The sequence below is a fragment of the Alloacidobacterium dinghuense genome (assembly GCF_014274465.1).
GTDB lineage: Bacteria > Acidobacteriota > Terriglobia > Terriglobales > Acidobacteriaceae > Alloacidobacterium > Alloacidobacterium dinghuense.
Genome location: NZ_CP060394.1, coordinates 500,807 through 525,265, shown reverse-complemented (window position 1 = coordinate 525,265; position 24,459 = coordinate 500,807). Strand labels below are relative to the sequence as shown.

The 24,459-nt window shown below is 56.8% G+C and carries 24 protein-coding genes, 1 tRNA gene and 2 pseudogenes; 15 read left to right on the top strand and 12 right to left on the bottom strand.

The annotated features are described in order from the left end of the window. Positions 1-460 precede the first annotated feature (460 nt). Positions 461-700: pseudogene (locus tag H7849_RS02150) on the top strand (chloride channel protein); the annotation flags it as partial. Between the two features lie 24 nt (positions 701-724). Here H7849_RS02150 and H7849_RS02145 read toward each other — a convergent pair. After that, positions 725-1,819, bottom strand: coding sequence for an MFS transporter (locus tag H7849_RS02145; RefSeq protein WP_285288953.1), 1,095 nt, complete (start codon positions 1,817-1,819; stop codon positions 725-727). A gap of 21 nt (positions 1,820-1,840) precedes the next feature. Between H7849_RS02145 and H7849_RS02140 the strand changes: the two are divergent. After that, positions 1,841-2,206 (top strand): annotated as a pseudogene (locus H7849_RS02140) (tyrosine-type recombinase/integrase); the annotation flags it as partial. On the opposite strand, the gene H7849_RS27710 reads toward H7849_RS02140, so the two are convergent. Beyond that, positions 2,183-2,782, bottom strand: a complete 600-nt coding sequence (locus H7849_RS27710; protein ID WP_490337730.1) for a TSCPD domain-containing protein — start codon at positions 2,780-2,782, stop codon at positions 2,183-2,185. The pseudogene H7849_RS02140 and the gene H7849_RS27710 overlap by 24 nt on opposite strands. A 251-nt stretch (positions 2,783-3,033) precedes the next feature. Between H7849_RS27710 and H7849_RS02135 the strand changes: the two genes are divergently transcribed. Then, a complete protein-coding gene (locus H7849_RS02135; protein ID WP_186743779.1) occupies positions 3,034-3,948 on the top strand; it encodes a S1C family serine protease in 915 nt (304 codons plus the stop codon). A gap of 138 nt (positions 3,949-4,086) precedes the next feature. Further along, positions 4,087-4,653 carry a response regulator transcription factor gene (locus H7849_RS27035; RefSeq protein ID WP_186743777.1) on the top strand — a complete coding sequence of 189 codons (567 nt, stop codon included), beginning with the start codon at positions 4,087-4,089 and terminating at the stop codon, positions 4,651-4,653. Between the two features lie 387 nt (positions 4,654-5,040). Here the strand turns inward: H7849_RS27035 and H7849_RS02125 are convergent, their stop codons facing one another. The 3 genes from H7849_RS02125 to H7849_RS02115 form a co-directional block, all read right to left on the bottom strand. Beyond that, positions 5,041-6,699, bottom strand: coding sequence for a SulP family inorganic anion transporter (locus tag H7849_RS02125; protein WP_285288924.1), 1,659 nt, complete (start codon positions 6,697-6,699; stop codon positions 5,041-5,043). A 594-nt stretch (positions 6,700-7,293) separates the two neighbouring features. Then, complete coding sequence (locus H7849_RS02120) at positions 7,294-7,956, bottom strand: siphovirus Gp157 family protein (RefSeq protein ID WP_186743774.1); 663 nt, start codon at positions 7,954-7,956, stop codon at positions 7,294-7,296. Positions 7,957-8,035: 79 nt separating this feature from the next. Beyond that, the gene (locus H7849_RS02115) at positions 8,036-9,313 is read right to left on the bottom strand and encodes a DEAD/DEAH box helicase (RefSeq protein WP_186743772.1); all 1,278 of its coding nucleotides are present in this window, start codon (positions 9,311-9,313) and stop codon (positions 8,036-8,038) included. A gap of 54 nt (positions 9,314-9,367) precedes the next feature. Between H7849_RS02115 and H7849_RS27270 the strand changes: the two genes are divergently transcribed. Both H7849_RS27270 and H7849_RS02110 read left to right on the top strand, forming a co-directional pair. Beyond that, positions 9,368-9,598, top strand: a complete 231-nt coding sequence (locus tag H7849_RS27270) for a helix-turn-helix transcriptional regulator (protein ID WP_432756519.1) — start codon at positions 9,368-9,370, stop codon at positions 9,596-9,598. A 504-nt stretch (positions 9,599-10,102) separates the two neighbouring features. Further along, positions 10,103-11,026, top strand: coding sequence for a tyrosine-type recombinase/integrase (locus tag H7849_RS02110; protein ID WP_186743771.1), 924 nt, complete (start codon positions 10,103-10,105; stop codon positions 11,024-11,026). Positions 11,027-11,033: 7 nt separating this feature from the next. On the opposite strand, the gene H7849_RS02105 is transcribed toward H7849_RS02110, so the two are convergent. Beyond that, a tRNA-Ala gene (locus H7849_RS02105) sits at positions 11,034-11,109 on the bottom strand. A gap of 232 nt (positions 11,110-11,341) precedes the next feature. On the opposite strand from H7849_RS02105, the gene H7849_RS02100 reads away from it, so the two are divergent. Next, positions 11,342-11,959: a hypothetical protein gene (locus H7849_RS02100; RefSeq protein ID WP_186743770.1), complete on the top strand. Its 618-nt coding sequence runs from the start codon at positions 11,342-11,344 to the stop codon at positions 11,957-11,959. 710 nt (positions 11,960-12,669) lie between these two features. Here H7849_RS02100 and H7849_RS02095 read toward each other — a convergent pair. After that, a complete protein-coding gene (locus tag H7849_RS02095; protein ID WP_186743769.1) occupies positions 12,670-13,653 on the bottom strand; it encodes an OmpA family protein in 984 nt (327 codons plus the stop codon). A 284-nt stretch (positions 13,654-13,937) separates the two neighbouring features. Continuing rightward, positions 13,938-14,480, bottom strand: coding sequence for a DUF2393 family protein (locus tag H7849_RS02090; protein WP_186743768.1), 543 nt, complete (start codon positions 14,478-14,480; stop codon positions 13,938-13,940). Between the two features lie 224 nt (positions 14,481-14,704). On the opposite strand from H7849_RS02090, the gene H7849_RS27030 reads away from it, so the two are divergent. Next, positions 14,705-14,827: a hypothetical protein gene (locus H7849_RS27030; RefSeq protein WP_285288923.1), complete on the top strand. Its 123-nt coding sequence runs from the start codon at positions 14,705-14,707 to the stop codon at positions 14,825-14,827. Between the two features lie 25 nt (positions 14,828-14,852). On the opposite strand, the gene H7849_RS02085 is transcribed toward H7849_RS27030, so the two are convergent. Both H7849_RS02085 and H7849_RS02080 read right to left on the bottom strand, forming a co-directional pair. Further along, complete coding sequence (locus H7849_RS02085; protein ID WP_186743767.1) at positions 14,853-15,605, bottom strand: ATP-binding protein; 753 nt, start codon at positions 15,603-15,605, stop codon at positions 14,853-14,855. A gap of 182 nt (positions 15,606-15,787) precedes the next feature. Beyond that, on the bottom strand, positions 15,788-16,852 hold the full coding sequence (locus H7849_RS02080) for an alpha/beta hydrolase fold domain-containing protein (RefSeq protein WP_186743766.1): 1,065 nt from the start codon (positions 16,850-16,852) through the stop codon (positions 15,788-15,790). A 114-nt stretch (positions 16,853-16,966) separates the two neighbouring features. Between H7849_RS02080 and H7849_RS02075 the strand changes: the two genes are divergently transcribed. The 4 genes from H7849_RS02075 (at position 16,967) to dusB (ending at position 18,891) form a co-directional block, all read left to right on the top strand. Continuing rightward, positions 16,967-17,170: a type II toxin-antitoxin system HicB family antitoxin gene (locus tag H7849_RS02075; RefSeq protein ID WP_186743765.1), complete on the top strand. Its 204-nt coding sequence runs from the start codon at positions 16,967-16,969 to the stop codon at positions 17,168-17,170. Further along, positions 17,167-17,379, top strand: a complete 213-nt coding sequence (locus H7849_RS02070) for a type II toxin-antitoxin system HicA family toxin (RefSeq protein WP_186743764.1) — start codon at positions 17,167-17,169, stop codon at positions 17,377-17,379. The genes H7849_RS02075 and H7849_RS02070 overlap by 4 nt, the downstream gene beginning before the upstream one ends. An 84-nt stretch (positions 17,380-17,463) precedes the next feature. Further along, positions 17,464-17,685, top strand: coding sequence for a 50S ribosomal protein L31 (gene rpmE / locus H7849_RS02065; protein WP_186743763.1), 222 nt, complete (start codon positions 17,464-17,466; stop codon positions 17,683-17,685). 75 nt (positions 17,686-17,760) lie between these two features. Next, a complete protein-coding gene (dusB, locus tag H7849_RS02060; RefSeq protein ID WP_186743762.1) occupies positions 17,761-18,891 on the top strand; it encodes a tRNA dihydrouridine synthase DusB in 1,131 nt (376 codons plus the stop codon). A gap of 6 nt (positions 18,892-18,897) precedes the next feature. Here the strand turns inward: dusB and H7849_RS02055 are convergent, their stop codons facing one another. Next, a complete protein-coding gene (locus H7849_RS02055) occupies positions 18,898-20,454 on the bottom strand; it encodes a PDDEXK family nuclease (RefSeq protein WP_186743761.1) in 1,557 nt (518 codons plus the stop codon). A gap of 48 nt (positions 20,455-20,502) precedes the next feature. After that, complete coding sequence (locus tag H7849_RS02050; RefSeq protein WP_186743760.1) at positions 20,503-21,030, bottom strand: YfiT family bacillithiol transferase; 528 nt, start codon at positions 21,028-21,030, stop codon at positions 20,503-20,505. Positions 21,031-21,357: 327 nt separating this feature from the next. Between H7849_RS02050 and tldD the strand changes: the two genes are divergently transcribed. The 3 genes from tldD to H7849_RS02040 are packed head-to-tail and all read left to right on the top strand — an operon-like array spanning position 21,358 to position 24,457. Then, positions 21,358-22,800: a metalloprotease TldD gene (gene tldD / locus H7849_RS02045; RefSeq protein ID WP_186743759.1), complete on the top strand. Its 1,443-nt coding sequence runs from the start codon at positions 21,358-21,360 to the stop codon at positions 22,798-22,800. After that, positions 22,801-23,103, top strand: coding sequence for a hypothetical protein (locus tag H7849_RS27705; RefSeq protein ID WP_490337729.1), 303 nt, complete (start codon positions 22,801-22,803; stop codon positions 23,101-23,103). Continuing rightward, a complete protein-coding gene (locus tag H7849_RS02040) occupies positions 23,084-24,457 on the top strand; it encodes a TldD/PmbA family protein (protein WP_186743758.1) in 1,374 nt (457 codons plus the stop codon). The genes H7849_RS27705 and H7849_RS02040 overlap by 20 nt, the downstream gene beginning before the upstream one ends. The last annotated feature ends 2 nt before the right edge of the window (positions 24,458-24,459 follow it).

Here is a 24,459-nt window from a genome sequence, read left to right as displayed (position 1 = left end):
TCTGAATCGATATTGAATATCCGCTCCGATCAGCCATTTTGTCCCCTTTTTCCATTTTCAGTTTCGGACTGCCGAAATCGATTTCTATACTTCAACCGGCAGAGTGAATTTGACCGTAACCCCTCTCCCGGCACTAGGAGTGAACCACAAACGGCCACCTTGAGACTCGATAATCGAACAGCTATCACCAATCCATGCCGGTGCCAACCTACTTGGTGGTGAAAAATGCGTCGAAGATGCGCTCGGCCTGGGCCGGATGGGATGAGAGCCTATGCGAGAGAGGGTGACCACCGGTGGATTCCGCGATCGCTTGGCCACCCGTTCAATTCAACCGTAGCATCCTGGTCCTAACAAGGTCGTCGATACCAGGCCGAGGCACCGATGTTGGTGGTGGGAGCCACTCTCGGCGCGCTTTTTGGCGAGGTGCTGAACCACTTCCTGCCCGCACTGCAGATCACCTTTCGCTTGTGCTGTGGTCGGCATGGCCACACTATTTACCGCCTGCGTGCGCGCGCCGCTCACCGGCATTGTACTGGCGGTAGAGATGACACGACGTGGCGACATCACGCTCCCGCTCCTTGCGGGTTCGCTGACGACGATGTTGATAACGATGCTGCTGGACAGTGAACCGATCTATGAGACCCTGAAACGCCGCAATTGCTCGAACCTGGAAGATAGTTTGAGTCTCGCCTCCGATTGAGAACGGTTGCATGATTTCTCAGAGTCAGTAAACCCGCCGGGTCATAAAAGCTCTCGGAAGCATAAGCCAGGCAACTGCGGCACTTCCTAACGATAGGCCGGCGCAGAACAACATTACCAGGCGGAATCCGAATACGAACGCTTGCCGAATCGAATTGTTGATGGCGGCTCTTATATTCGGATCGAGATTGGCGGGTGCCTCCAGGGCGGCGAGCCTGGACTCATGAGCGCGAAGATCGTGCAGTATCGCTGGCGGTAGAGCGAGGTGATCCAACGCGTGATTGAGCCGTATGCGAAAGGCATAGACGATCACAAGCCCGAGGATTGCGATGGCAAGAATACCGGCCACACGAGCGATTGCATTGTTGATTCCAGATGCTGTGCCGACGTGCTCCTGGTCCGCTGAATTCATCACTACAGTGGTGAGAGGTGCCACGGTGACCGCCATCCCGAATCCGAGAATGACCACCGGGGGAAAAAACATCAACCAGTAGCTATGCGCGATGGCGGGTATGGCAAAGAGGACGAAGCCAAGCGCAACAATGAGGGGGCCGACGATCAATGGCCTTCTTGCGCCGTAGCGAGCGACAAGTCCGCCAGACCAACGCGAAAGAAGAAAGACTAGGAGAATGAGCGGCAGGATCGCTGCGCCGGCTGAAGTTGAGGAGTATTTCTGAATCTGGATCAGGTTTAGCGGAAACAAGAAGAAGAAAATTCCGAGGGCTGCGTACAGGAACAAAGTGAGCAGGTTTGCGCCACTAAAGCTCGGATTCTTAAAAAGAACGAGCGGCACCATTGGAAAAGCAGTGCCGATTTCGAGCGCGGCGAATCCAATGAGACAGCCAAAGGCGACGATTAAAGTGCCGAAGACTAAAGGATTTCCCCATCCAAGGTCGGTTGACTCGATAAAGCCAAAGACAACGCCGCCCAGTCCAACGGTTGCCAGGAGTGCTCCAGCCCAATCGACTCGACGTGCGGCCGTGCTGTTGGTTTCCGGGATTCGCCACATCGAAATAGCGATCACAGCCGCTGCAAGCGGAAAGTTAATGAAAAAGACCCAGCGCCAGGAAGCATGCTCAACGAGCCACCCGCCTAGAACGGGACCAACTGCCATGGTGATCGCAGTAAATCCGACCTGCGGTTGCGGGGACGCCAGGAGAAGTCCCAGTCATTTGCGCAACTGCACGGGAAGGGGAACAAAGTTCGCTTGTGTCCGCTTTGGGCGTCTACCGCAGCGGTTCTCAAGGAGTTGATCCGAGGGCGTGGCGAAGAGGAGCGGGTGTTTCTTGGCCGCTCTGCACGCGCCATGACCCGATTCGGCGTACACAATGTCGTTACCCGCTGCGCCAGGAAGGCGAGGGACAATCATCCCGGCTTACGGAATAAACGAATCGGGCCGCACACGATTCGCCACACCACGGCCACCCATCTGTTGCGGGCAGGAGTTGACATCAACACCATCCGGGCTTGGCTCGGTCACGCCTCAATCGATACGACGAACATCTACGCGGAAAGCGATCTGCAGATGAAAGCGAGGGCGCTTGGCATGTGCGAAGGCGTATCGTCCCGGAGACGGCGCTGGCGGGATAATCCGGATCTGCTGCAGTTCCTGGCTCAACTCTAACCAACTTATGTGACGTTCGGCTGCGCTTCGCCCTTTATGCACCAAGCCCGCCCGAACATCACATAAATGCGGGGACAACATAATCCATGATCGACTTGACATAGCCCAGTTCTTGATTCCCCGTCCAGCCCGATGGTTCAAACCGCGTATGCGAGAGTTTGTCAAAAGAACCCTGAGAGGTACCCCATGCTGCAGGCTTACGGAGACGACAGTGCCGAAGCACTCCATCAATCCCGCGATCGTCGAGCCCTCCTTTGCCATCCGGATGAAGATTTCACCCGGCTGCCCGTTGGGATAAAGGCCTACAGTCAAATACCCCTCGTGACCAGCGATAGAGAAGTGGTGTGTGATGCCCGCCCGCTCGTCCGGCAGGCGATGGCGGTTGGCGGCCGGCGGACCGGACGGATCCTCCTGCTGTGACGTTTCTCGATCAGCTGCCGCACTCGCAAGCTGAGACATAAAAAACCTCCTTCCTTGGTGCAACATGCGCACCGAAGCATGGTTTGTACCCCAGGTTCAAAACTCGGTCAAACGGCACACGAAAGGGCTGCCCTCGAGTGTGTTTTCAGGGGAAAAAAGTGTTCGATTTCCTATCTGCCTGCGAACCGATCTCATCCCTTGCGACCCCTGAACGATTCGGCTGTGCCCTAGTCAACTGGCGGATGTGCGCGGCATGCGGACGTGTCACGATAACTTCGCAGGGGAATGTCGTGACAAATGGAACGGAAAAGTCAGTATGGACTCAACTGTCGAGTGCTTTTGCGGACGCAATCACGGAACTTGAGAGCAGCATCGTCGCGATTGACGGAGGAGGAAGATCGACTTCGAGCGGCGTGGTTTGGCGGCCGGGCGTGATCGTAACGACGCATCACGCCCTTCGCTTTCGCGAGAACCTCAAGATCCTTCTCGCAGAAGAATCGCTCAGCGCACGTTGGATCGGGAGCGATATAACAACTGATCTCGCCGTGCTTGGCATCGACTCGGATAAGTTGACGCCGGTTTCAAGTACGAACGATCTCGTCACGCGCGCCGGAGAAGTAGTGCTGTCGATCGGACGTTCCCGGTTGGGAGATATCTCTGCGAGTTGTGGAATTATTGCCCGAACCGGAAGCGCATGGCGAAGCTGGCGGGGAGGAGCGATCGACCGTCTCATCCGTCCGGATATCCGGCTGTACGTGGGTCAGGCAGGCAGCGCACTGGTCAACGAACAGCGACAGGTGCTGGGCATCAATAGTCCGGCATTGGCCAGCCAGGCCGTTATCACCATTCCGGCTCAGACCATCAACCGCGTTGTTAAAGCCATCCTGGAACTGGGTCATGTGCCTCGTCCATTTCTTGGTCTTGCCATGCAGCCGATTCCCATCCCCGAGCCGGCGCAGGGGCTTTTTCCTAACGGGGTAGATGAAACGCTTCTGGTAACGCATGTTGAACCGAAGGCGCCTGCTGCCCTGGCGGGTGTGATGGTAGGAGACGTAATCGTCTCATTCAATGGAGGGCCTGTTCCTGGCTTGCGCGAAATCCTGCATCGGCTTCGTGCCTCGCGCATCGGAGACACTATCTCCCTGACTGTCTCCCGCGGAGGTGCAAGAGTGGATCTGACTTTGAGTGTCGCTGATCGCGGCTGATTCAACGCTCATGGCAAGCCACCGAGAACAGAGGTAGGCGTGATCGCCCGTTCCAACCCCTTGCGAGTATTGCCATGCGTTGATGCAAGTGTGCGGACGCATTCGATCACCTTTCTTCGATCCACGATAGGAGTCGAGATGCTCGCGATTGCACCGGTTTCGACTCTTGTCTATCGCGCATTGAACGATGATCCGGATGCAATCGTGATCATCGCGGAAGATGTCGCAACGTTTGCAGGCCAGAACGACAGCGATCTGATAGAGGTGTTCTCCTCAACGCCGACTGTTCTGCTGAGCGGCCGAATCCACGCCGTTCTCAAGAAGCGCGCCGCAGCCTTGCATATTCGTTCCGTCCTTCCTCTCGACGTGACATCGGATCAACTGCTCGCCGCAATCCAGGCTACGGTGGCGGGCCTGGCAGTTACATTGGAGCCGCTCGTACAAACGAGAGAAGCATATGCCGCCTCAAACACGGCGGAGGGAATCGGGCTAGCAGGTAGGCTTGCCAACCATCTGACGGCACGAGAGACAATAGTATTGCGCTTGATGGCACTTGGCTTGGGAAATAAAGAGATCGCCGCGAGGCTTGATATTTCTGAACACACAGCGAAGTTTCACGTCAGTTCCATCCTGGCGAAACTCGGCGCAGCCAGCCGCACGGAAGCCGTCACCATCGGCATGACGCGTGGTCTGGTCGCGATTTGAGAAGCTGCGGCCCAAGAAGCTGACTGCTCAAGGCTCTGCGAATGTATCTAACCTACAGCTCAACAGCAGACTATTTCTCAACACTGAGTTGTAAAAGACGTTCGGGGGCTACATGCAACCGTCACTTGTACGAGTAGCCGGTTTATCGGACAAGTGGCATCACATAGTTCCTTGAGAACGAGGCTTCTAAGCAATTCGCTCCAACGATCGATCCGAATCCCTCGGTCGCGACTGGGACTGATACCGTTGCCAGGCTCAAGGGGATGCATGGAGCTGGGTCATGCCGTGCATTCCGGGATAGGGTCGAATCAGGATCTGCGGCGCACAAGTTTCAAATGCCGCTCGACCTTATTCATGCTCGGAATCGATTCGGCAAGGGGCATCGTTTCAAGAGCTCCGTCGCCTCTCGAAGGCGGCCAATGCGTCATGCAGCCGATTGAATAGTCGCGAGGGGGCGATGACCTCGATCAGGTGATGACGGGCGAAATCCGCTCTCAGGTCCCCAGACATCCGGGCAAAGCCTAGTTCGGTTCCGCAGTTCATCAGGTTCTGCTGCAACTCCCGCACTACGTGCGCCGCCGAGTAATCCAAACGTGTGATAGCCTCGGCATCGACAATCAGCCAGCGGACCTGCGAAGGCGGTTGTCCCACCAGACAATTCACCTCTTCTGCGAACCGGTTGGCATTTGCATAAAAGAGTGCCGCTCCGAAGCGGTACATCACCAGTCCGGGTTTCGTCACTGCGCCTGGCGCCAGGGGATTTAGATTCCAAGTTCCGTCGTCGTTTAGAACCATGACTCCGGTGTGAGGGTGGTAGCTGTGCTGGACGATGCGGAACAACGAGAGAACCATCGCCAACAATATCCCCTGCTCGACACCCACCGCGACCACCACTACCGCAGTGGTTAGAGCTAAAGCAAACTCCCCCGGACTCTGGCGGCGAATCGTCAGGAGGGCTCGCAACTTGATCAACCGGATGGCGATCATGAACACCAGGGCACCAAGCACGCAGTGCGGTAGATACTGGAGCGGTTTGGTGAGAAAGAGCAGAACCAGCGCGACGCTCACTGCGGTTGCAAGCTGAGGTATCTGGCTCTGAGCGCCTGCGCTTTCGACCAATGCGGTCTGCGTGGGGCTTCCATTGACTACGAAGGTCCCGCTCAATCCGGCCATGGCGTTTGCCGCGCAAAGACCGACCAGGTCCGCGTTCGCATCCAGATGCTGCTGATGCCGTGCCGCATAGACTCTGGCAGTTGCAGCACTTTGCGTGACGATCATGATGCAACACGATGCGGCTATCGGAATCAGCGGCGGAATATCCCTCCAACTTACGGCAGGATATCCAAAATGAGGAAGGCCGCCGGCCACCGGTCCGATGATGGCAATGCCATGCTCGTTAAAGTTCCAGATCGCGCTCGCCGCCACTGCTCCGACAACCGCTATGAGCGCTGCCGGCACTCTTGGCGCAAAGCGTTGAAGCAAGAGAAGAGCCCCCACAACAAAGACGGAAACGGCTAGGGTCGGCGGATGCACGTCCGGCAATCTCCCGCAGACTTCAGCCAATTGCGGAATTGTTCGGTGAGCTGAAACCGGCACGCCCAGCATCTCTCCAAGCACCGCGATTCCGACCTGACACCCAACGCCGGTGAGAAAGCCCGCGAGCACCGTCTCCGAGAGAAAGTCGGCGATGAAGCCGAGTCTTAGCAATCGCGCCAAGAACAGGAAACCGGCGGTGAGCAGCGCCACTGTACCCGCCAGTGCCACATATCGCACGCTCGCTGCGGGCGCCAAGTCAGAGACTCCACCGGCAAAGATGGCCGCGGTCGCTGAGTCGGCAGAAACCACCAAGTAGCGGGAGGAACCGAACGTTGCGAATGCCACGAGGGGCAGCAACAACGTGTAAAGACCAGTGACCACGGGCATGCCGGCAATTTTGGTGTACCCCAAGGCTTGCGGGATATTCATTGACGCAAGCGTGAATCCAGCGAGTCCGTCGCGTAAGGCAGCTGCCCGCTCGAACGGCCGTATTGCTTGAAAGAGTTTCAACAAAGTCAAGTTCCGGAAAGCTTATTAATCGTAAGTTGGAAGTGTACATTCTCCCCGCCTGGTCGGGCGTTGGCAGAAAACACGTCGCCGATTACTCCCTGATCGCCAACGCACTCATTGACAATTGAATGCGTTCCAGAGGAACGTGTGGTCCATATCGAAGAAGTAATCAACCGGTACCGAAATAGCGATAATAGGCTTTTAAATTGGGCCTCGAAATTCTCGACGGCTTTTTAAGGAATCTTTGCCGTGAGCGTATCCCACAGTAAGCCTCGAATTGCGGCTGAGGGCTACAGGAAGGGTAATGGCAACCCGCAAAGGTCTGGGAATGCCCATTGGTCGTGCTTCGCCGCACCAATCCACTCGATCGAATAGTCCACTTCTCGGACAAGTGCGTTTCCGCCGTCGACTGACGATGACGCCACACGTATCTCGCTTGCTGAAGAGGCAGGCTAATCCGTCCGCGAACGGGCCAGCTTTTGGAGTGGTGATTTTCCTACTCAGGGTTATACGCGATCTCTCCTGGTGACAAAGCAACGGGGCCAGCGCCAGTCCAACCCACTGTGTCTGTAGATCTCTGAATTGACTTTCCCATTATTCGATCCGCAGATGGTATCCGCGTTTGATCGAAGCTCCTTCGATCATGCCACCGTTGGCAATGTGTTGCTTGATGGCGCTATTCGAGGGCTCAGATTTGACCGAAGCCGCGAGCGGTTCTGCCAGCGTCTTGGGCAATGCTTCGATCACTTCGATCCATAGCGGCCCATCAATCTTGGCTTCAAAGCGCCTAAGGTGATTGGGGATGCTGTCCGGCTGTGTGATCTCCACGCTGTTCTGAGAGTTCTTGTTCCGCTTCAGCGTGAATTCGTGGCTCTCGATCTTCTTGAGATCGTGGCTGGGAAGGTAGTAGAGGACCATGGACTCGGTCCGCTCAATCTTGCTTAGTGCCCTCCTGGCACGAGCGGCGTATCTTGCCGACTCCTTCTTGCAGTGTTCGGCGCGCGTCTCCATGACCCTGAGAAACCTGCCGATCCGATCGATCTTTACGTCCATCGCCTGGCAGAACAGTTGCAAGCGTTCCATTGCTCCGGCGCTCGCTTCGCCCTGGTCATCGATCTCATCCTGAATCTGGTCGAGCAGCGCATCGAGTTCGAAGTCCAGCTCAAGCAGAGAGTGATCCGTTGCTAGCGCCGTGGGAGACGACTGCGTTGCAGTTGTGCTTTGAAACGGGATCAGAGGTGTCGCTTTGCTAGCCATAAAATCTCCGGTTTGTCATTGAAAAGCTCCACGCATGTGAGCCTGGCAGAAAATCCGCCACAGGCTCACATGCAATGGTTCATGCGAAGAGCAGCAACTGCTCTCCCTCCGAGTAGCCGGTGGGCCAAAGCGCGGAAGGGTTCTGCTGCTTCTTCGAAGGTGACGATGGTGCTACTGGCACCTGCGACTGACGAGGCAACAGTGGATCGTCCTCTGCCACCAACTCCGGCTGCGACACCATCGGCATTGATGGCATCTGCTGGGCACGTTCGCGCTTGAGATCAGCCCAGACGGCATCGGCCGACTCGCCCACGCGTCCGCGCTCGACCAACTCACGTGCCATGGCGCTCATCATGTCTTCGTCGCTCTCGAGTGAATGAATGCCTTCGCCCGAGAACTTGCCCTCCATCATCAGGGCCACCAGCATCTTCTTCCCCATCAGTCGTAGACACGTGGTCTGTGTCGTGGCTTTGGACACGAGGAACTTCACCCGCACTGGATGCTTCTGTCCGATGCGCCACGACCGCCGCGAGGCCTGTCGCAGCGTGTGGAGAGAGTATCCGGTCTCGTAGAAGTAGAGGGTCGGAAACGCCAGAAGATCGAGGCCCGTCTCTACCAATTTTGGATGACAGATCACGACTTCGACGCCGTCTTTGAGCTCCTTCTCGTACCAGAGCTCTCGCTTGAGCGTCGGCACCGTGGGCCGAAATACAGCGACACGCAGCCCTGCCTGACGAAGTACTCGCTCGAGGCGAGCTACAACATCGTGCTCACCTGTGAAGGTTGCATAGACCTGGCAACGCCTTCCTTTCCCCAACTCTCCGCGGATGTCCTCGATGAGCCTGCGCTCTTTGGCATACACGAAGTCTTCGGAAAGATCCGGTGCTGTCGTTACCAGGAACGGCTCAAGACAACCGAGATGAGGGTTAAACCGTTTGCCCCAGATTTCCCCGATCCCGAACGGATGATCGGGATAAAGAAGCAGGCGATGCATCATGAGACTCATCAGGCTGCGGTTTCCGCGGTTCTTCTTGACCGCTTCGCGTATGTCCTTTTCGATCTCTGCATACGCCTTGCCGAGCTCTGCATCCATCTCCATCTCGATGACGCTCTCTTCATACGAAGGCAGGTATGCGGCGATATCCTCGAGCGTCACGAAGGCCGTGGACGCCATGAGGAACTTGCCGAAGACCAGCGGTGAAGCCCCGGGCTTTCGCACCTGTCGCACGGTCGTCTTCTGAGCCCGGCTGCAGGCGTTGTCGGCATCCGGGATTTTCTCAATGGATTCGAGAACGCCATAGCGTTCAGCAAAGTCTCGTCTTCCCGAACCGCCCGCCGCAAAGCCTTCTGCCACCATCTGCCGGGGCGTCATCCGATAGAAGAGGTTGAAGAGGTCACGGGCATAGCGTTAGTGCAGATTACAGAGCAAACGTCTTCGGCAGATCCCCTTCTGACCGCGGAGGATGTCGCCGAGCGACTCAAAGTAAGCAGGGACTGGGTTTGGGACCACTCATCCCGGAGATTGCCTTACCTGCCGGTGATCCGGATGAGCGACGGAGCGTTGCGCTACCGGGCCAGTCAGATCGAAGCGTTCCTGACCGAGCGGGAACAGTCCTCTAGTTTACGCCGCAAACGCCGGTAAAATAGGGACGGCCACTTGTTTCCTCCACACAGAAATTGAGGAACAAATGGGAATTTCATATCAAAAAGGATGGGTCAGGCCACGGGGGAAGAAATGGCACGGCTGTTTCCGCCGCACCGAGCTTGACTCTGCAACGAATGAACCGAAACTCATCACAGCATCGATCGTCCTTGGGCTTAGGTCTGAAATGTCCAAGTTCCAAGCCCGGGAAAAGCTGGAGGATGAACTTGCCAAACTAGGGGGTCGCTCCAGCGGGGGATCAAATCGTCGCACATGGAGCAGTCACCTTTGAATGGTTCGTCAAAAACCGTTACCTGCCATTTAAAAGAGGGGGACTGGAGGGAAGAGACTGCCAAGGTAACGAGATACTTGATCCAGGCAGATCTCGTCGATGCGTTCCACGATTGTCGGCTGGAAAACTTCGACAAAGTCATCCTGCAGAACCACCTTAATAAGCTGGCGAAGATTCACTCAAGGGACAGAGTGTTGCAGATCCGATCCTATATGCGAGCAATTTTCGCGGAAGCAGTCGACCAGGACTTCCTCGCCAAAGATCCCGCGCGTAAGGTCAAACCTCCCGCGAACCTGCGCGAGGTCGACAAGACAACGTTATCGTGGGATCAACTGCGTGCAGCCTTAGAGAAGCTGGACGAACTCAGTCTTCGCGATTGGATCCTGATGAAACTGGATATGTCGAATGCTCTTCGGCCCAGCGAGTTGTTTCCACTCCGGTGGAGCTGCTTCCTCGAAGAGACACATATTCTGGACATTCAGGAGACGGTCTATAAGGGGAAGATTCGCCCTTACGGAAAAACCAAAGGAAGTCTGACGCAGGTTCCGATCGCTGACGTACTGGCAGGCGAGATTGTGGAGTACCGAGAGGAGTGCAGGAAGAAGGGGGAGGACGTTTCTCCGGACGGCTTTATGTTTCCGGGCCGCTTCGGGGGACCGATGGATTCGAGCAATTATCGTCATCGCGTCCTGCATAAACTAGCCAAAGAGCTGGGCTTCCCGAAGCTGAACTTCCAGGTAATCCGTCGCACCATCGCCACCCTCGGCAAGACGAAAGGACACCCCAAAGATATCCAGGGCCTGATGCGGCATAGCCGACTAGCGACGACGATGGAAATCTACATGCAGTCGTTGGAGAAGGAAGTGCGTACTGCGATCAACTCTATTCACGACGAGTTGGTAGCCACGGGAACCGAAGGACCTCCTTCTCAGCAGCCAGGGGCGACGTTTGCGCAGAACCCAGAAAGCGAAGTTAATCCCCGAGCGTTTGTCCAAGAACGTAGTTCAACAATGGAGCGCAGGAGCGCTTCGGAAGGAGAGGAAAAGAAGAAGGAAGTGCCGCCTCGCGGTAAGCTTTTGCAATTTGCGGGCAAAATGCGGGCAAACAGTTTGGGAGGGAATCTGCTAAATATTTGAAATGATTTGGTGGACCTGGTCGGGATCGAACCGACGACCTCTTCCATGCCATGGAAGCGCGCTCCCAGCTGCGCCACAGGCCCACTTTCGGAAACCTTTTTCTATTTTCTGTGACAGACGACGTTTCGTCAAACCGCCTCAAGGAAAAACAAGCTTTTCAAGGATGAATGTTTTCTTCCAACTGACAGCAACCATTTTGACATAATTGGGCATCGGGACTTTCATATGCCCTTCATGCAATTGAGTTCTGCAAGGCGTTGGCAAGGCGCCCTATCGTTCGCTCTCACCCTGTTGGCCCCGGTGTCTTTTTGCCAGATGGGCGTAACCAGCGCACCATTGCCGAGCCAGCCCGCGCAGGCATCGCCGAAGGCTTCTGATGTGTTGCATCCGGCGCTGAGCCAAGTCAGTCAGGCAATTGTTGCGCTGAACATTTCCCGCTGGAAAGCTCCCGGCGAAGTGCGTTCTGCTACCCAGCAGAACGTCGACTCCATCCAGCGCGATCTGAACAACACATTGCCCGGACTGCTCGCAACTGCTGACGGAAATCCCGAATCGGTTTCCGCTGTTTTTCCGGTCTACCGCAATATCGACGCTCTCTACGACGTCCTGCTGCGCGTCTCTGGAACGGCCATGCTCGCTGCTCCTGCCAATGAAGTTTCGAGTGTTTCGGACGCGCTCTCCAAACTTGAGTCGGCGCGCGCCGATTTGGCGAACGCGATTCTCAACGCTTCAAAAAACAACGAAACGGAAGTGCAAAATCTGAAGCTGGTCATTCAGAAGGCTGCCGCAGCTCCGCCTGCAGCCGCCCCGAAGACCACGGTAGTGAACGACGGCCCAGCCCAGACGACTGCTCCCAAGAAGAAGAAGAAGCCTGCGGCCACGCCAGCTGCCACACCGCCTCCCAGCTCCGGCTCAACTCCGCCTCAGCAGTAGGACCAGCCGCTTTTCCGTTCCAGAGGAAGCGGCTTCCCTCCCCCTTGGTTTTCGTAAATTCGCCATTTTCAATGGCTTAAGCGTGGGTTAGTTTCCAAGAAATTGCTTTCGCACACATTTCAGACCCCTTGGCTAGGTCCCGCTCCTAGTTCCTAAATTTTGGAGACTGAGGCTCTCGGCTATGTGAGGGAGAGTACCTAAGCCTTTGGAAATGCTCGGCCCTCTCCTCACTTAAATCGCTAAAATATTGAAAAATCATGCGTTGCATGCAAAATATTGATTCTACAAAAGTTAAGGCCCGCGTTTGGACGGGCCCTGACCTTTTCGCTTCTCTACTTCTATTTTATCGGATTCTGCATAATTTTATGCCAAATCAAGGCAGGTTTTTCCTCTTTAAAATGAGTGGGTTAGACGAAAATTTCCAGCGGAGGGGCTTGACATCGATGAGATTGGGGATGGGCTAATCCGGTGGCCACGCGGTAGAAAGCCCCCGCTCAAGCAAAAAGAGTGCTGACTGAGCCGTCAGATAAGGAACTGACTGGGGGATGATCGATCAATCCGCAGAAGATGATGGAGGTACGGACTCGTCAAATCCGGTGGTGAATCTGGCGGGAGCTGGATCATTCTACAGGCAAAAAAAGGGCCCCTCGGGGGAGGGGCCAATCTGCCTTGGTTCTCTCGTTGTGTGAGAGCTTGGTTGCGGACCTCTTTTAGTTATGTGGTTGAGCCGCTGGTTGCGACGCAGCACCCTGAGGGGAGGGCTGCGCGGAAGACTGCTGCGTCGCACCAATCGGTGAACCCGCATTCGAAGATGTCGAGTTCAAGGCCGCTAAACTGTTTTGCATTGTCGACACCCGAACCACGCTTCCCGTGGTCGAAGTGCCGTCTGCTGTTTGAATCTGGGCGTTGCCCATCGCAACCTGGTGAATGCGATAGACCGGAATCTGATGCTCGGTGACGAGGTAACGGACAACCGCGTCAGCCATGTGCTGCGAACTCTGAATTCCAGCCTGGCCGCGGGTGCGCGAGTAACCTTCCACCTCTACGATGTAGCCCTTCTGTCCCTGCAGCTGGGTCGCAATCTGATCGAGTGCGTCCTTTGCTTTTGCATTCAGGGCAGTCTGGCCGGAACGGAAATGAATCTCCGTATCGCTGACTTTCGAATACTGGTCGAGCCCGGAAACCGTAGTGTTCAGCTTGCCCGTCTGATCGCTGGCGTTCTGAGCGAGCGTCTGAGCCTGGTTTGCGGTGCTGTTGGCGCTTTGGGCCGTCTGGCTTGCCTGATCCGCAGTGCCCTGCGCCTGCTTGATGCCAGCTTGTGCCCGCGAATCAACATCCTTGATGTCGTTTGCGTTCTTCGCGGTCAGCTGATCAAGTTCATTCAGGCGATCCTTGACTGGATCCAACTGCCGATTGACCCACTTCTTACGGGCAAACGGGTTCATGTGACCCCAGAAGCCCTCATTCGACTTGGTCGGCAGCGGCTGTCCTGTCGCGTAGGTACTGTTGTCGCCCGGATTCATTCCGTTCGACGTGCCGCTTGCCGAGGTGCCCGTCTGCACCTGAGCGTTGGGGGTGGGGGGAGGGGTGGGGGATTGATTTGACGTATTGGATTGCGCCAGCGCTGGAATTCCCAAAGCGGTCGCTAATACAAGTGTTGCAACCATTCGGAGATCGGGATTTTTTGTAGTCATTTTCCTCATCATCGTCTTGTATCCTTCGTAAACTGCTCTACTAGAACACACTCCGGATGCTGCGCAGCGTCCCGTTACGCCATGAGTATGTGCAGTTGGCATGCCAAACCCGCGAAGCCAAGTGAAGAAAATCCATATGTTCATTGAATATCAATAGCTTAGGAAGAAATGTGCGGGGATGATATGAAGATTTGCAGCACTTCAGGGCCGCCATTCACAGAGGCGCTGAGAGCAGTTTTCGCTTTAAAAAGGGAAAAAATTGCGCGGTGGGAGAGAAGTAAAACTTACTTGCCAGCGACCTGAATAACACGCACTTCGGGGTACTGACCGTTCCAATCCTGCGCAATGTGATCCAAGACAAGGCGAAAATCCTGTGCGTCGCCTGGTTTGAGCGGGGCGGCCGAGACAGGTTGCGTATCCACGTAGGGCTCACGCATGCGAATCAGACTCAGCGGCATGGTTTCTTTTTGCACCAGCTGGTTTCCGAAGTCGTGGAAACCTATCTGCACGGTGATATCGGTGACTGTCTTGCTGCCGTTGTTGGCGATGTGGCCGTCTACATATGTCACCTTGCCGCCGGCAAAATTGCTCGATTCACTCATCTTAAGGTCAGTAATTGGCAGACTGGCCGCATACGGATCAGCTTGCGCCAGCACGGCTCCGCCGGGATTTACTGGAGGTGTCTTTTTCCCACCGAAGACGAGGAGCAGGCCAATTCCGAGAACCACAACGGCACCCGCAACGATCCAGGGAAGGTACGAACGACTCTCTTTTCCGGTGGACTGCCCAGCGAAAAACTCGGGTGCTTTCTGTTGATCGGCTGCCATCGGGTCGATTCTACATCCACAACCGCAATCCACATTGGGGACCTGAACGAACCTTAACCAAAACGACACTTCCTTGACAAAAAGTTTTTACAGAAAACGCATCAATTGGGCGCAAAATGGGTCTAAGTTGGAAGGCGGAAGTCCATCCGCCGGGTTAGTTGAAACGTAAACACAGCGAGCTACACCATCTAACGCATTCGTAATTTTGTTGAGTTGAGGCTGATATGGAGCAGACGCCGAACACGTCCCATCCCAAACTGACGCAGCGCAGGAAGGCCGCAGACTATGTATATCAAGCGGCAACGGTTGCTGCTGCGCTGCTTTTGTTGTTGACTGCCACGGTCTAGACGCGAGAGCTGGTTCGCGAAATCGCTACGCGAAACTGGCCCGACGCACGCTACGACGAAAATCATTTCCGCTCATTTCCACCACAACGCACATTTCTGCCAAACGGGAGCGCATGCGCTCGCCAATGCGATCGCCTAATGTCTCTTCGCGCATGGCGCGATTTGTACCGCCGCCACCGCCAGGAGGCTGATCTGCATAGTTTGTGGTGATAATTGTCGTCCGCTTGTCGTTGTAGCGCGTGTTCAGAATGTGGGCGACGGTGTCCCATACCCAGTCGGTTGGCTTGGCCGCGCCGAGCTCATCAATCACCAAGATCTCGGCGTCGAACACCGGTCGGAGAATTTCCAACTCGGTGGTCGCGACCTGCGGGTTGTAGGAGTTCTGAATCTCTTTGAGTAACTCACGGTAGTCGCAGAAGAGGCCATGTACGCCTTTTTCAAGAATGAGCGCCTGCAGGATGGCTACCGCCAGGTGGGTCTTTCCTACTCCAATGGACCCAGTTAAAAGTAGCCCTCTGCCATCGGTATCCACCGGGTACACTGTGACAAATTTCTCGGCCGTTCTGCGAGCGTTGCGCACCGAATCGTGCGTCTCCCTCGGTAGCTCGAAACTTTCCAAAATGCAGTGTTCGTAGCGGCGAGGAATCGCGGCCCGTGCCAGCAGGCGACCAACGCGCTGCTCGTGCACACAATCGCAGACCTCGGCAGCCTGGATGCCGTCTGCACGCCGGAAAACGCGCATTCCCATGCCGTCACACTTTGGACAAACTTCGTTCATGATCTTCTCCCAAGGATATCTCAGAGGGGCTGCGATCCGGCTTTGGAAAACCGGGCTGGATGTGTGCAAAGTAATCCCAAAGATCCGGCAACACTCCGGAGCCCTCCAGGTTGAATGGAAGGACTCCGGTGCGGCTCCTCCGGCGATTCTGCCGCGACGGACGGAACGACGAGAGTAAACCGCTACTTCCCGACGCGGGTATCGAAAAAGTGCGCCATGACCTCGTCGGCCTCGCGTGACTCGGGAAGATCGACGTCATTCCAGAAAGCATGCGGCAACGCTTCGAAGACGACCAGGTGCGCGTCCACGCCGGCTCTTAAGAATGCGCGATGCAGGATCGTCGTTCCGCTCAGCAACAGATCGCGTCCGCTGGTGACAAAAAGCGTCGGGGGCATTCCTCGCAAGTCGGCATAGAGCGGAGAAAGCACGGGATCCTTCGGATTTGTCGTGCCTACATACTCGGGATCGTGAACGCCTTCGAGTACGGGTGGTGAAAGATAGCCGGAAAGGCCGCGCAACGCGTACATCGATTGCGAGTCTCCTGCAAGGCTGAAATCGCCGAGACCCGAGAAAATTCCTAGAGCGCCCGGCATCGGCAACCCGAGTTGCTTAATTTTTACGGCCGTCTCTGCGGTCAGGATGGCTCCTGCCGAGGTTCCGTAGAGCGCGATGTTGTGCGGTTTGTAGGTCTTCAACAGCTCTTTGTAGACGGCAATTGTGTCTTCAACCGAAGCGGGAAACGGATGCTCAGGTGCGAGGCGGTAGAGCACCGAAATCACTTTCGTCTGGGTGAGATTCGCGATTGGAATGGACTCGGTCAGCGAGCCCGAATCAGAGTTAAATCCGCCACCATGGAAGTTCACTAGAACGCGGTCTGCTTTGCCGGTTCCCACAATTGGAGGAGTCACGATGCGGACAGGCACGCCCCCGATTGTGCCCGCGCTCACCGTCGCCGGATACACCTCGCGGTAAGCCTCCCCTGCCTTGGCCTGCCATGCATCGGTCTTTGACCGACGGTCTGCCAGCGGCTCGGCTACCGGGGCGTCGGAATCAGGCCGTGCAAGGCTCTTCTGCGCTTCCGGGCTGATGGTCTTTGGAACCGGCACGATGCGGGAGACATGCGCGGTCCCCTGGGCGTCGATATAGCTGGCATTTGCCTGAGGCGCGTTGGCGGCTGTCGTTTGCGCTGTGGCGCTTGCGGCGGAAACTATGGCAAGTAAAGCAGCGGAAAACACAATGTTTTTCATGCACGCCACTAAACCACAGCACACATCCTCTGTCGAGCAACAATTGCCTCGCAACCAAATCCCCGTGACGTATACACTTGGTTCAGCGAAACGAATCTTTCCTCAAGGACCAGAATGCAATTTCAAGTGGAATTCGACCGGGAAGAGGACGGCCGTTGGATCGCAGAGATCACGAACCTTCCGGGCGCTATGGCTTACGGAATGACGAGGGAAGAGGCGCTCGCCGCTGTGGAGGCAATCGCGCTGCGCGCCCTCGCCGAAAAGCTTGAAACTGGGCGCGAATCCCTCAAATCCAGCGTCGAGTTTTCCTGCGCTTGAGTGTCTGGCCAAGTACACGCGCAAAGATCGTTCTGAAGGCTCTGAAGAAGATTGGATGGGCAGAGGTGGGGCAGGTCGGATCTCACCTCAAACTATCGCGTCCAGGCTACGCAAACTACATCTGGGCTTTCCATGACGGTGAAGAGATTGGACCGAAGATGCTCACTCGCATTGCTAAGCATACCGGTCTGAAAGCGGAGGATCTTTAGAGGCCTGATGAGCATCTAAAACGTTGCGAATCCAGTGAAATCCGCTTAAAATAAAAGGATTGCAGGGAAAGGTTTTATAGAGTCATGCCAAAGCAGGGTATTCATCCAAACTATAACGAAATCCGGGTTGTCTGCGCGTGCGGCAACAACTTCGCGACCCGTTCGACCCACAAGGGCGATATTCACGTAGAGATCTGTTCCGCCTGCCATCCGTTCTTCACCGGCAAGCAGAAGCTGGTCGATACGGCAGGCCGCGTCGAGCGCTTCCGCCGCAAGTACGCCAAGGCGGAGACGGCTGCCAAATAAACGGAGCCTTCGGTTTCTGAAGCAAAAGCCTCCGCCCGTCGGAGGCTTTGCTATGTTGGCTGGTAACGGAGTCCGATGAAGAAGCACTGGGACAACCCGCAGGAACACGCCATGCCGGAAGGCGTGCGTGTTCCTGCGTCTGTGCGAATCGGCAACGTGACCGTTGCCCCGGCGACAGTGCTCGCGCCCATGGCTGGAGTCACGGACACGGTCTTTCGTCGATTCATTCGCAATGCCAGCGTCTTTTCAGCAGAGGCCGGCAGCGGTGATTCGATCGACACAGAAATCAGCAACCAGCAGTCAGGGTGCGGGCTCATTATGACCGAGTTCACATCGGCGGATGGCCTGTCGCGCATGCGCGAATCGAAGCGTAAGCGCTATCTGACTTTCTACGAAGACGAGCATCCGATTTCCGCGCAGCTCTTCGGTTCGAATCCAACCACGCTGGCTGACGCTGCCCGCATTGTCGAGCAGACGGGCTTTGACATGGTCGACCTGAACCTCGGCTGCCCAGCCAAGCGCGTGGTTGCGTGCAATGGCGGCAGCGGATTGCTGCGCGACCTGCCGCTGATTGCGAAGATCTTCGAGGAAGTCCGCGCCGCAGTGACAATTCCCTTCACCGTTAAGTTCCGTCTCGGCTGGAACGATAACCACATCATCTGCGTGCCACTTGCCAGGCTGGCTGAGGAGTGCGGACTGGAGGCGGTCGCGCTGCATGCGCGCACCCGCGAGCAGGGCTATTCGGGACAGGCGCGCTGGCACCACATCGCCGAAGTGAAAGATGCGGTGAGCATCCCGGTGATCGGCAATGGCGACGTGCGCACTCCGGAAGACGCCTGCGCCCTCGTCGCAAAGACGAACTGCGACGCGGTGATGATCGGCCGCGCCGCGCCTGCCAATCCGTGGATTTTCCGGCAGATTGCGCAGTACACGGCAACGGGACGCTACGACGAACCTACCGATCTCGACCGTTACCGCATGATCCGCACCTACTTCCAGATGCTGCTCGACGAGGGCAATCCGGAAGCGCAGGGCAAGATGAAGCAGTTTGCTTCATGGTTCACGCACGGTGTGCCTGGTGGCGCGGCGCTCCGGAAGTCGATTTACGAATCGAAGACCGGCACAGCTGTTCTGGATGCGGTAGAGCGATTCTTTGAACCGCGCTTCGCTTCTATCGAGGAAGAGCCTGCCGCAATCGCAAGCTAGCGATACCTATCTCTCACTTCTCTTCCGAAAAATAACTCGTCGGCGCTGCCGCCAGTGCTCATCGAGCGCGATGAGCGTCCAATCCACTTCAGGCTTCAGATACCGCAGCACAGTCTCGTTTGCAGGGTGAATACGCAGCGCGGGCGCAACAAGCATCAGCAATGGTGGCTCCGGCGATAGCTCTACGCCGTTGAAATATCCATGCGTCTGCAATTCGCCTTTTGCGTGCACCTGACGCACGCGCAGCCAGTAATCTAGTCCCTGCAGCGGCAGATGCAAGTCTTCATCTGCCTTCAATTCCAGCACCATTAACCGGCCGGAGCGGGTCACGCTCAGCAGATCGATCATGCCACGATCGCCGCCCGCGAATGCCGGCACCTGCACGTACACAAACTCTTCTCGAATCGACGGTTCCAGCTCCGCCAGCCCTTGCCGCAGTTCCGACTCAAGCCAGCGCTCGGGCTGCAGCCGGTATAGCGGATTACGCACGCTTCCACCGGCGAAGCGCCCGTCATGGACACGCTGAATCAGCTCGCGGAACAGATCTTCTGTTTCATGCGTGAGCGGAGTTTCATTGGCTCCTGCGCCGAAAGTGATCGTGTCCTGACGATCGAAAGAACCAGCCACCAGGCCATGCCGGATGCGCGCGAATTCAAGGCCGTGCAGCCGGAAACTGATCTCCGTTGAACTGAGCGGGCGTATCTCTGTCCGCGCCTTCATTCTTACGGGCAGTAATGCCAGCAGCCGATCCACAGTGGCCTGCGACCGCTCCAGCGCGCGTTCATGGCTGAAGCTGTGTACCAGTCGAATGTCGAGATTTCCTTCATCGCCGATCTGTGCGGACTCGACTGTTTCGCAGCGTTCGTCCAGCTCATACAACTCCCATTTCGCGAGCGATGGATTGAGCCACGCCATGCGTCCCCTCGTGACGGCTGCGGCGCCTGCGGGAACAATGACTTTCAGCCCTTCAAAAACACGTCGGCCGCCGCTGTGCTCACGGCAATAGGCCAGCCACAGAATGCCCAGCGTCAATGCGCCATCGACTGTCGCCTGTGTCTCCTCTGCATTGACGGCGATCACCGCCCACGCAATCGGGCCGCGCACCAGGACGCCGCGCGCATAGGCAGGACCGAAACTGTGCTCCAGGTCGGTCGCGTTGCCCAGACTATCAAGCGCAAGATCGGGGAAAGCGCGCGTCATCACGCGTTCCAGCATGCGCAGGAACTTCTTGCGCGTGGCTTCTCGCGTGGTTGGCGTGCGCGTGTCGCGGTCGGGCACAAGTTGAAGCGTCTGCGGCTTGGTCTGGCCAAAGCGCCTTGTCTCGATGCGCAACACATTCTTGCGCGCATCCAGATTCATGACAGTGCGAACCAGATTGCGATCCTCTGACCAGAGGTGCAGCACGCAGCGTCCATGCTCGGCGGAAAGCGCGTAGCGGGCAGTCTGCATTTCGAAAAGCACGCGCCCGTCTTCCAGGACCGCAGCGCGCGGGTGTTCCGCGAGAAAGGATTCCAGTGCAGAGGCCAGCTCCGCTGCAGATGTTTCAGTTTGGATGGGGGGCATTAAGAAAAACTATGCTCGTAGGCACCCAACGGAGCAAGCACTTTCCTGCTACCAGCCCATGCGCTTCCGCAATTCGGTAACGTGCGCGACGTGATGACGGCAGTGCCACGCGTATGCCTGCAGCACATTGGCCAGTTTTTGGCGGCCGTCTTCAGAGTGCACGTATCCGCGCTGCCACTGCTCATCGGTCAGCGATCCGAAGAGCGCGACCCAGCGGCGATGCAGTGGTTCCAGCAGATGCAGCGAAACTTCGATCGGCAAGGTACGCGCGTCAGGAAGCTGAGCCCACAACTTCTCGTCATATGCAGTCACGGCAGGCCAGTCTTCTGTCAGCGCGCGCTTTGTGCGCACATACGCGTTGATGTGACTGTCAGCAATGTGATGCACAAGCTGGCGAACTGTCCAACCGCCGTCACGATAAGGAGTATCTACCTGCTTGTCTGTAAGGCCTTGCACTGCGGAGCGCAGGTTTTCAGGCAAGGCGGCAAGAATGGCAATCGAGGCACGACGTTGCTCCGGGGTCTGTTCGACAGGACCGGAAAACTTTCCGACGGGATAACGAGGATCTTCGCTCATAGGCGAAAAATATCACAGAAGGAACACGGCGGGCTTGCGGGCCCGCTCGCGTTACCGGGCGCGGTGGTGATGACGATGATGGTGGCGGTGGTGATGTGGTTGCGCAAACGCTGAGGCCGAGAACAGCAGCACCAAGGACAGGACAATCAACTTCTTCATGCCGCGATCGTAGCAAGAATCGCCAGCTGCGCATCTGTTGAAATCGCGAGAGGAACCATCGCCGTTAGCCCTCCCCGGCGGCCACTGAAAACCCCAGCGAATCCCGCGGGAAAGCAGCGTAGAATCAGAAGAGCGCTCGGCCTCATCTAAAGGGATACAGGTCCATTCATGACGACACCGCCCAGCAACCACAAACGCTATTTCTTTGAAAAATTCGGCCTTTCCGAGCGACTTCTGGAGCGCTGTCTCGGCGAAGCTCTCTCCGCAGGCGGCGATTATGCCGACCTCTACTTCGAATCCGTCTCGGCAACGTCTATCGGCGTCGACGAATCGCTGGTGAAGACCGCCAGCCAAGGCGTAAGCGCAGGATGCGGAATCCGCGTCGTCTCCGGCGAACGGACCGGTTACGCCTACACGGATGATCTTTCTGCAGAGCGTCTGCTGCATGCTGCGCGCACCGCAGCGTTGATTGCCAGCGGCCCTGCCAAGCAGCTCGTCGCCGGGTTCACAGAGACTCAGTCGCCGAATCTATATCCGATTCCCGCCGCCGATCTCGATTCCGATCTGAGCACGAAGCTTGATCTCGTGATGCGCGTCGATCGCGCCGCCCGCGCTTATGATGCGCGCATTAAGCAGGTACGCGCCAGTTACTCGGATGAGCTGAAGCGCATCCTCATCGCGGCCTCCGACGGCACCTATGCCAGCGATACGCAGCCGCTCGCGCGTCTCAACGTTTTTGTTCTTGCGAATGATGGCAAACAGACGACGCGCGGTACAGCCGGTGGTGGCGGACGCGTTGAGATCAGCTACTTCCAGACGGAGAAGACTCCGGAACACTTTGCCAATGAAGCTGCTCGCACTGCCATTCTGCAACTTGGAGCCGTTGCTGCTCCCGCAGGCGAGATGGAAGTCGTTCTCGGTCCAGGCTGGCCTGGAGTGCTTCTGCACGAAGCCGTAGGCCACGGACTCGAAGCTGACTTTAACCGCAAGAAAACTTCGGCTTTTGCGGGGCTTATCGGCCGGCAGGTCGCAAGTTCCAAAGTCACGGTCGTCGATAACGGGACGATGCCGTCGCGTCGCGGATCACTGAATGTCGACGACGAGGGCTCGCCCACGCAGGAAACGATGCTGATCGAAAACGGAATCCTTAAGGGCTATCTGAGCGACAAGCTTTCGGCGCGCCTCATGAACATGCCGCACACCGGCAACGGTCGCCGCGAGAGCTACCAGCAGATTCCCATGCCGCGCATGACGAACACGTACATGCTCTCCGGCGACGATGCCCCCGAAGATATTCTGCGCAGCGTCAAGCGTGGGCTTTATGCCGTAAACTTCGGCGGAGGCTCGGTCGATATCACAAGCGGCAAGTTTGTCTTCAGCGCGTCAGAGGCGTACCTGATCGAAGACGGCAAGATCACGGCGCCGGTGCGCGACGCTACGCTCATCGGCAACGGGCCTGAGGCTCTGAAATATGTCTCGATGGTCGGCAACGACCTCGAACTCGATGAGGGCGTCGGCACATGCGGCAAGGATGGACAGAGTGTTCCGGTAGGCGTAGGCATGCCGACAGTAAAGCTTGACCGTATGACTGTGGGCGGCACTGGCCACTAAATGCGAATAGTAGACGTAAAACAGTTTGTAACGCTTCCCGATGGCTCGCGCAGCTATGCTTCGCAAACGGTCTCTGCTGTGGATGCTCTCAAGTTAGCTGAGCCTCGTTTACGATGTCCCGAGTGTAAAGGGTCTGTCGGACTGTTTCGCGGGTCCGTGAATGAATCGATGCCTGATCGAGCCGAACACAAGAAAAGAAATCTCGGCTGTTCCTTGGGCGATTGTTTCGACGGAATAAAACGCCCAGCCACGAGCCCTATTGAGCCAAATGAAAAGAGCATAAATGAGCAGTCTTTCAACTGAGCTGACTACCAACCTCAAGCAATTAGCAACTGACGTCGTTACAAAAGCGCGCGCGGCTGGAGCTACTGACGCGGAGGTGGTCGTCCGCGAAGGCGACGAATTCTCGGCTACCGTCCGTCTAGGCGAAGTCGAAACGTTGAAAGAATCCGGCTCGCGCGGCATTGGTCTGCGTGTCTTCGTCGGCCAGAGAGTTGCCAGCACATCGTCGAGCGACTTCACGCCGGAAGGCATCGACCACCTCATCTCTGGGGCGCTGGCGCTTGCCCGCGTTACTTCGGAAGATCCCTTCGCCGGGTTAGCCGACGCCGGCGAATTCGGTCAGCTGGATGACGATCTCAAGCTTTATCACGAGGATGTGTATTCGCTGCCAACCGCCGAGCGCATCGACTTCGCCCGCCGCTGCGAAGCTGCGGCCATGTCGGCCGATACGCGCATACAGAACAGCGACGGGGGTAGCTTCGATGCGGCTACAGGTCGCAAAGTGCTGGCCAACTCGCGTGGGTTCGTCGGCGAATACCGCTCGTCCTACTGCTCCGTTTCAACAAGTCCGATTGCCATGAGCAAGAACGGCGAGATGCAGCGCGATTACTGGTACTCCTCTGCGCGCACACTCGCAAAACTTGACCCCCCTGAATCTGTGGGCGCGGAAGCTGCGCGCCGTACTCTGCGCAGGCTGGATGCGCGCCGCGTCCCAACGCAGCGGGCGCCCATCGTATTCGCGCCAGAGATTGCGCGCTCCCTCATCGGAGCCATCTTCGATGCTGCGAACGGCGACAGCATCTACCGCGGTGCATCCTTCTTTACCGGCAAGTTGGGCGAGCAGGTCGCCGCCGAGTCGATCAACGTCATTGATGATGGAACCATCATTGGCGGTTTCGGCTCATCGCCCTTCGATGGCGAAGGACTGCCGTCACGCCGCAAGGTCATCGTCCAAAATGGCGTGCTCAAAACCTACCTACTGAACACCTACACCGCACGCAAGCTCAACATGCAAAGCACCGGCAACGCCGTCCGCGGACTCGCAGGCAATCCGGGCATCGGCAGCGGCAATCTTTACCTTGAAGCGGACAAGGTTTCGCCTGAGGAGATTCTGCGTGACATAAAAACCGGCTTCTATGTCACGGAGCTGCTCGGGCAAGGGGTGAACATGGTCACGGGCGACTACTCACGCGGAGCATCCGGCCTCTGGATCGAGAATGGCGACCTGACCTTCCCTGTGCAGGAGGTTACAGTCGCGGGCAATCTCAAAGAGATGTTTCGCAATATCACCGCCATCGGCAATGACCTTGTGTTTCACAGTTCTGTGGCCTCGCCCACGTTACGCATCGACGGCATGACCATCGCTGGCGAATAATA

What these genes read in the sequence shown, in the direction of transcription:
- H7849_RS02115 (WP_186743772.1), bottom strand. Translation starts at nt 9,313, where the DNA reads ATGGTGGCAGAAGGCTTTGCGGCGGGCGGTTCGGGAAGACGAGACTTT.
- H7849_RS02075 (WP_186743765.1), top strand. Translation starts at nt 16,967, where the DNA reads ATGCAATTTCAAGTGGAATTCGACCGGGAAGAGGACGGCCGTTGGATC.
- H7849_RS27710 (WP_490337730.1), bottom strand. Translation starts at nt 2,782, where the DNA reads ATGTCTCAGCTTGCGAGTGCGGCAGCTGATCGAGAAACGTCACAGCAG.
- H7849_RS27035 (WP_186743777.1), top strand. Translation starts at nt 4,087, where the DNA reads ATGCTCGCGATTGCACCGGTTTCGACTCTTGTCTATCGCGCATTGAAC.
- H7849_RS02050 (WP_186743760.1), bottom strand. Translation starts at nt 21,030, where the DNA reads ATGAGCGAAGATCCTCGTTATCCCGTCGGAAAGTTTTCCGGTCCTGTC.
- H7849_RS02095 (WP_186743769.1), bottom strand. Translation starts at nt 13,653, where the DNA reads ATGACTACAAAAAATCCCGATCTCCGAATGGTTGCAACACTTGTATTA.
- H7849_RS02090 (WP_186743768.1), bottom strand. Translation starts at nt 14,480, where the DNA reads ATGGCAGCCGATCAACAGAAAGCACCCGAGTTTTTCGCTGGGCAGTCC.
- H7849_RS02120 (WP_186743774.1), bottom strand. Translation starts at nt 7,956, where the DNA reads ATGGCTAGCAAAGCGACACCTCTGATCCCGTTTCAAAGCACAACTGCA.
- H7849_RS02100 (WP_186743770.1), top strand. Translation starts at nt 11,342, where the DNA reads ATGGGCGTAACCAGCGCACCATTGCCGAGCCAGCCCGCGCAGGCATCG.
- tldD (WP_186743759.1), top strand. Translation starts at nt 21,358, where the DNA reads ATGACGACACCGCCCAGCAACCACAAACGCTATTTCTTTGAAAAATTC.
- dusB (WP_186743762.1), top strand. Translation starts at nt 17,761, where the DNA reads ATGAAGAAGCACTGGGACAACCCGCAGGAACACGCCATGCCGGAAGGC.
- H7849_RS02055 (WP_186743761.1), bottom strand. Translation starts at nt 20,454, where the DNA reads ATGCCCCCCATCCAAACTGAAACATCTGCAGCGGAGCTGGCCTCTGCA.
- H7849_RS27705 (WP_490337729.1), top strand. Translation starts at nt 22,801, where the DNA reads ATGCGAATAGTAGACGTAAAACAGTTTGTAACGCTTCCCGATGGCTCG.
- H7849_RS02080 (WP_186743766.1), bottom strand. Translation starts at nt 16,852, where the DNA reads ATGAAAAACATTGTGTTTTCCGCTGCTTTACTTGCCATAGTTTCCGCC.
- H7849_RS27030 (WP_285288923.1), top strand. Translation starts at nt 14,705, where the DNA reads ATGGAGCAGACGCCGAACACGTCCCATCCCAAACTGACGCAGCGCAGG.
- H7849_RS02110 (WP_186743771.1), top strand. Translation starts at nt 10,103, where the DNA reads ATGCGAGCAATTTTCGCGGAAGCAGTCGACCAGGACTTCCTCGCCAAA.
- rpmE (WP_186743763.1), top strand. Translation starts at nt 17,464, where the DNA reads ATGCCAAAGCAGGGTATTCATCCAAACTATAACGAAATCCGGGTTGTC.
- H7849_RS02040 (WP_186743758.1), top strand. Translation starts at nt 23,084, where the DNA reads ATGAGCAGTCTTTCAACTGAGCTGACTACCAACCTCAAGCAATTAGCA.
- H7849_RS02085 (WP_186743767.1), bottom strand. Translation starts at nt 15,605, where the DNA reads ATGAACGAAGTTTGTCCAAAGTGTGACGGCATGGGAATGCGCGTTTTC.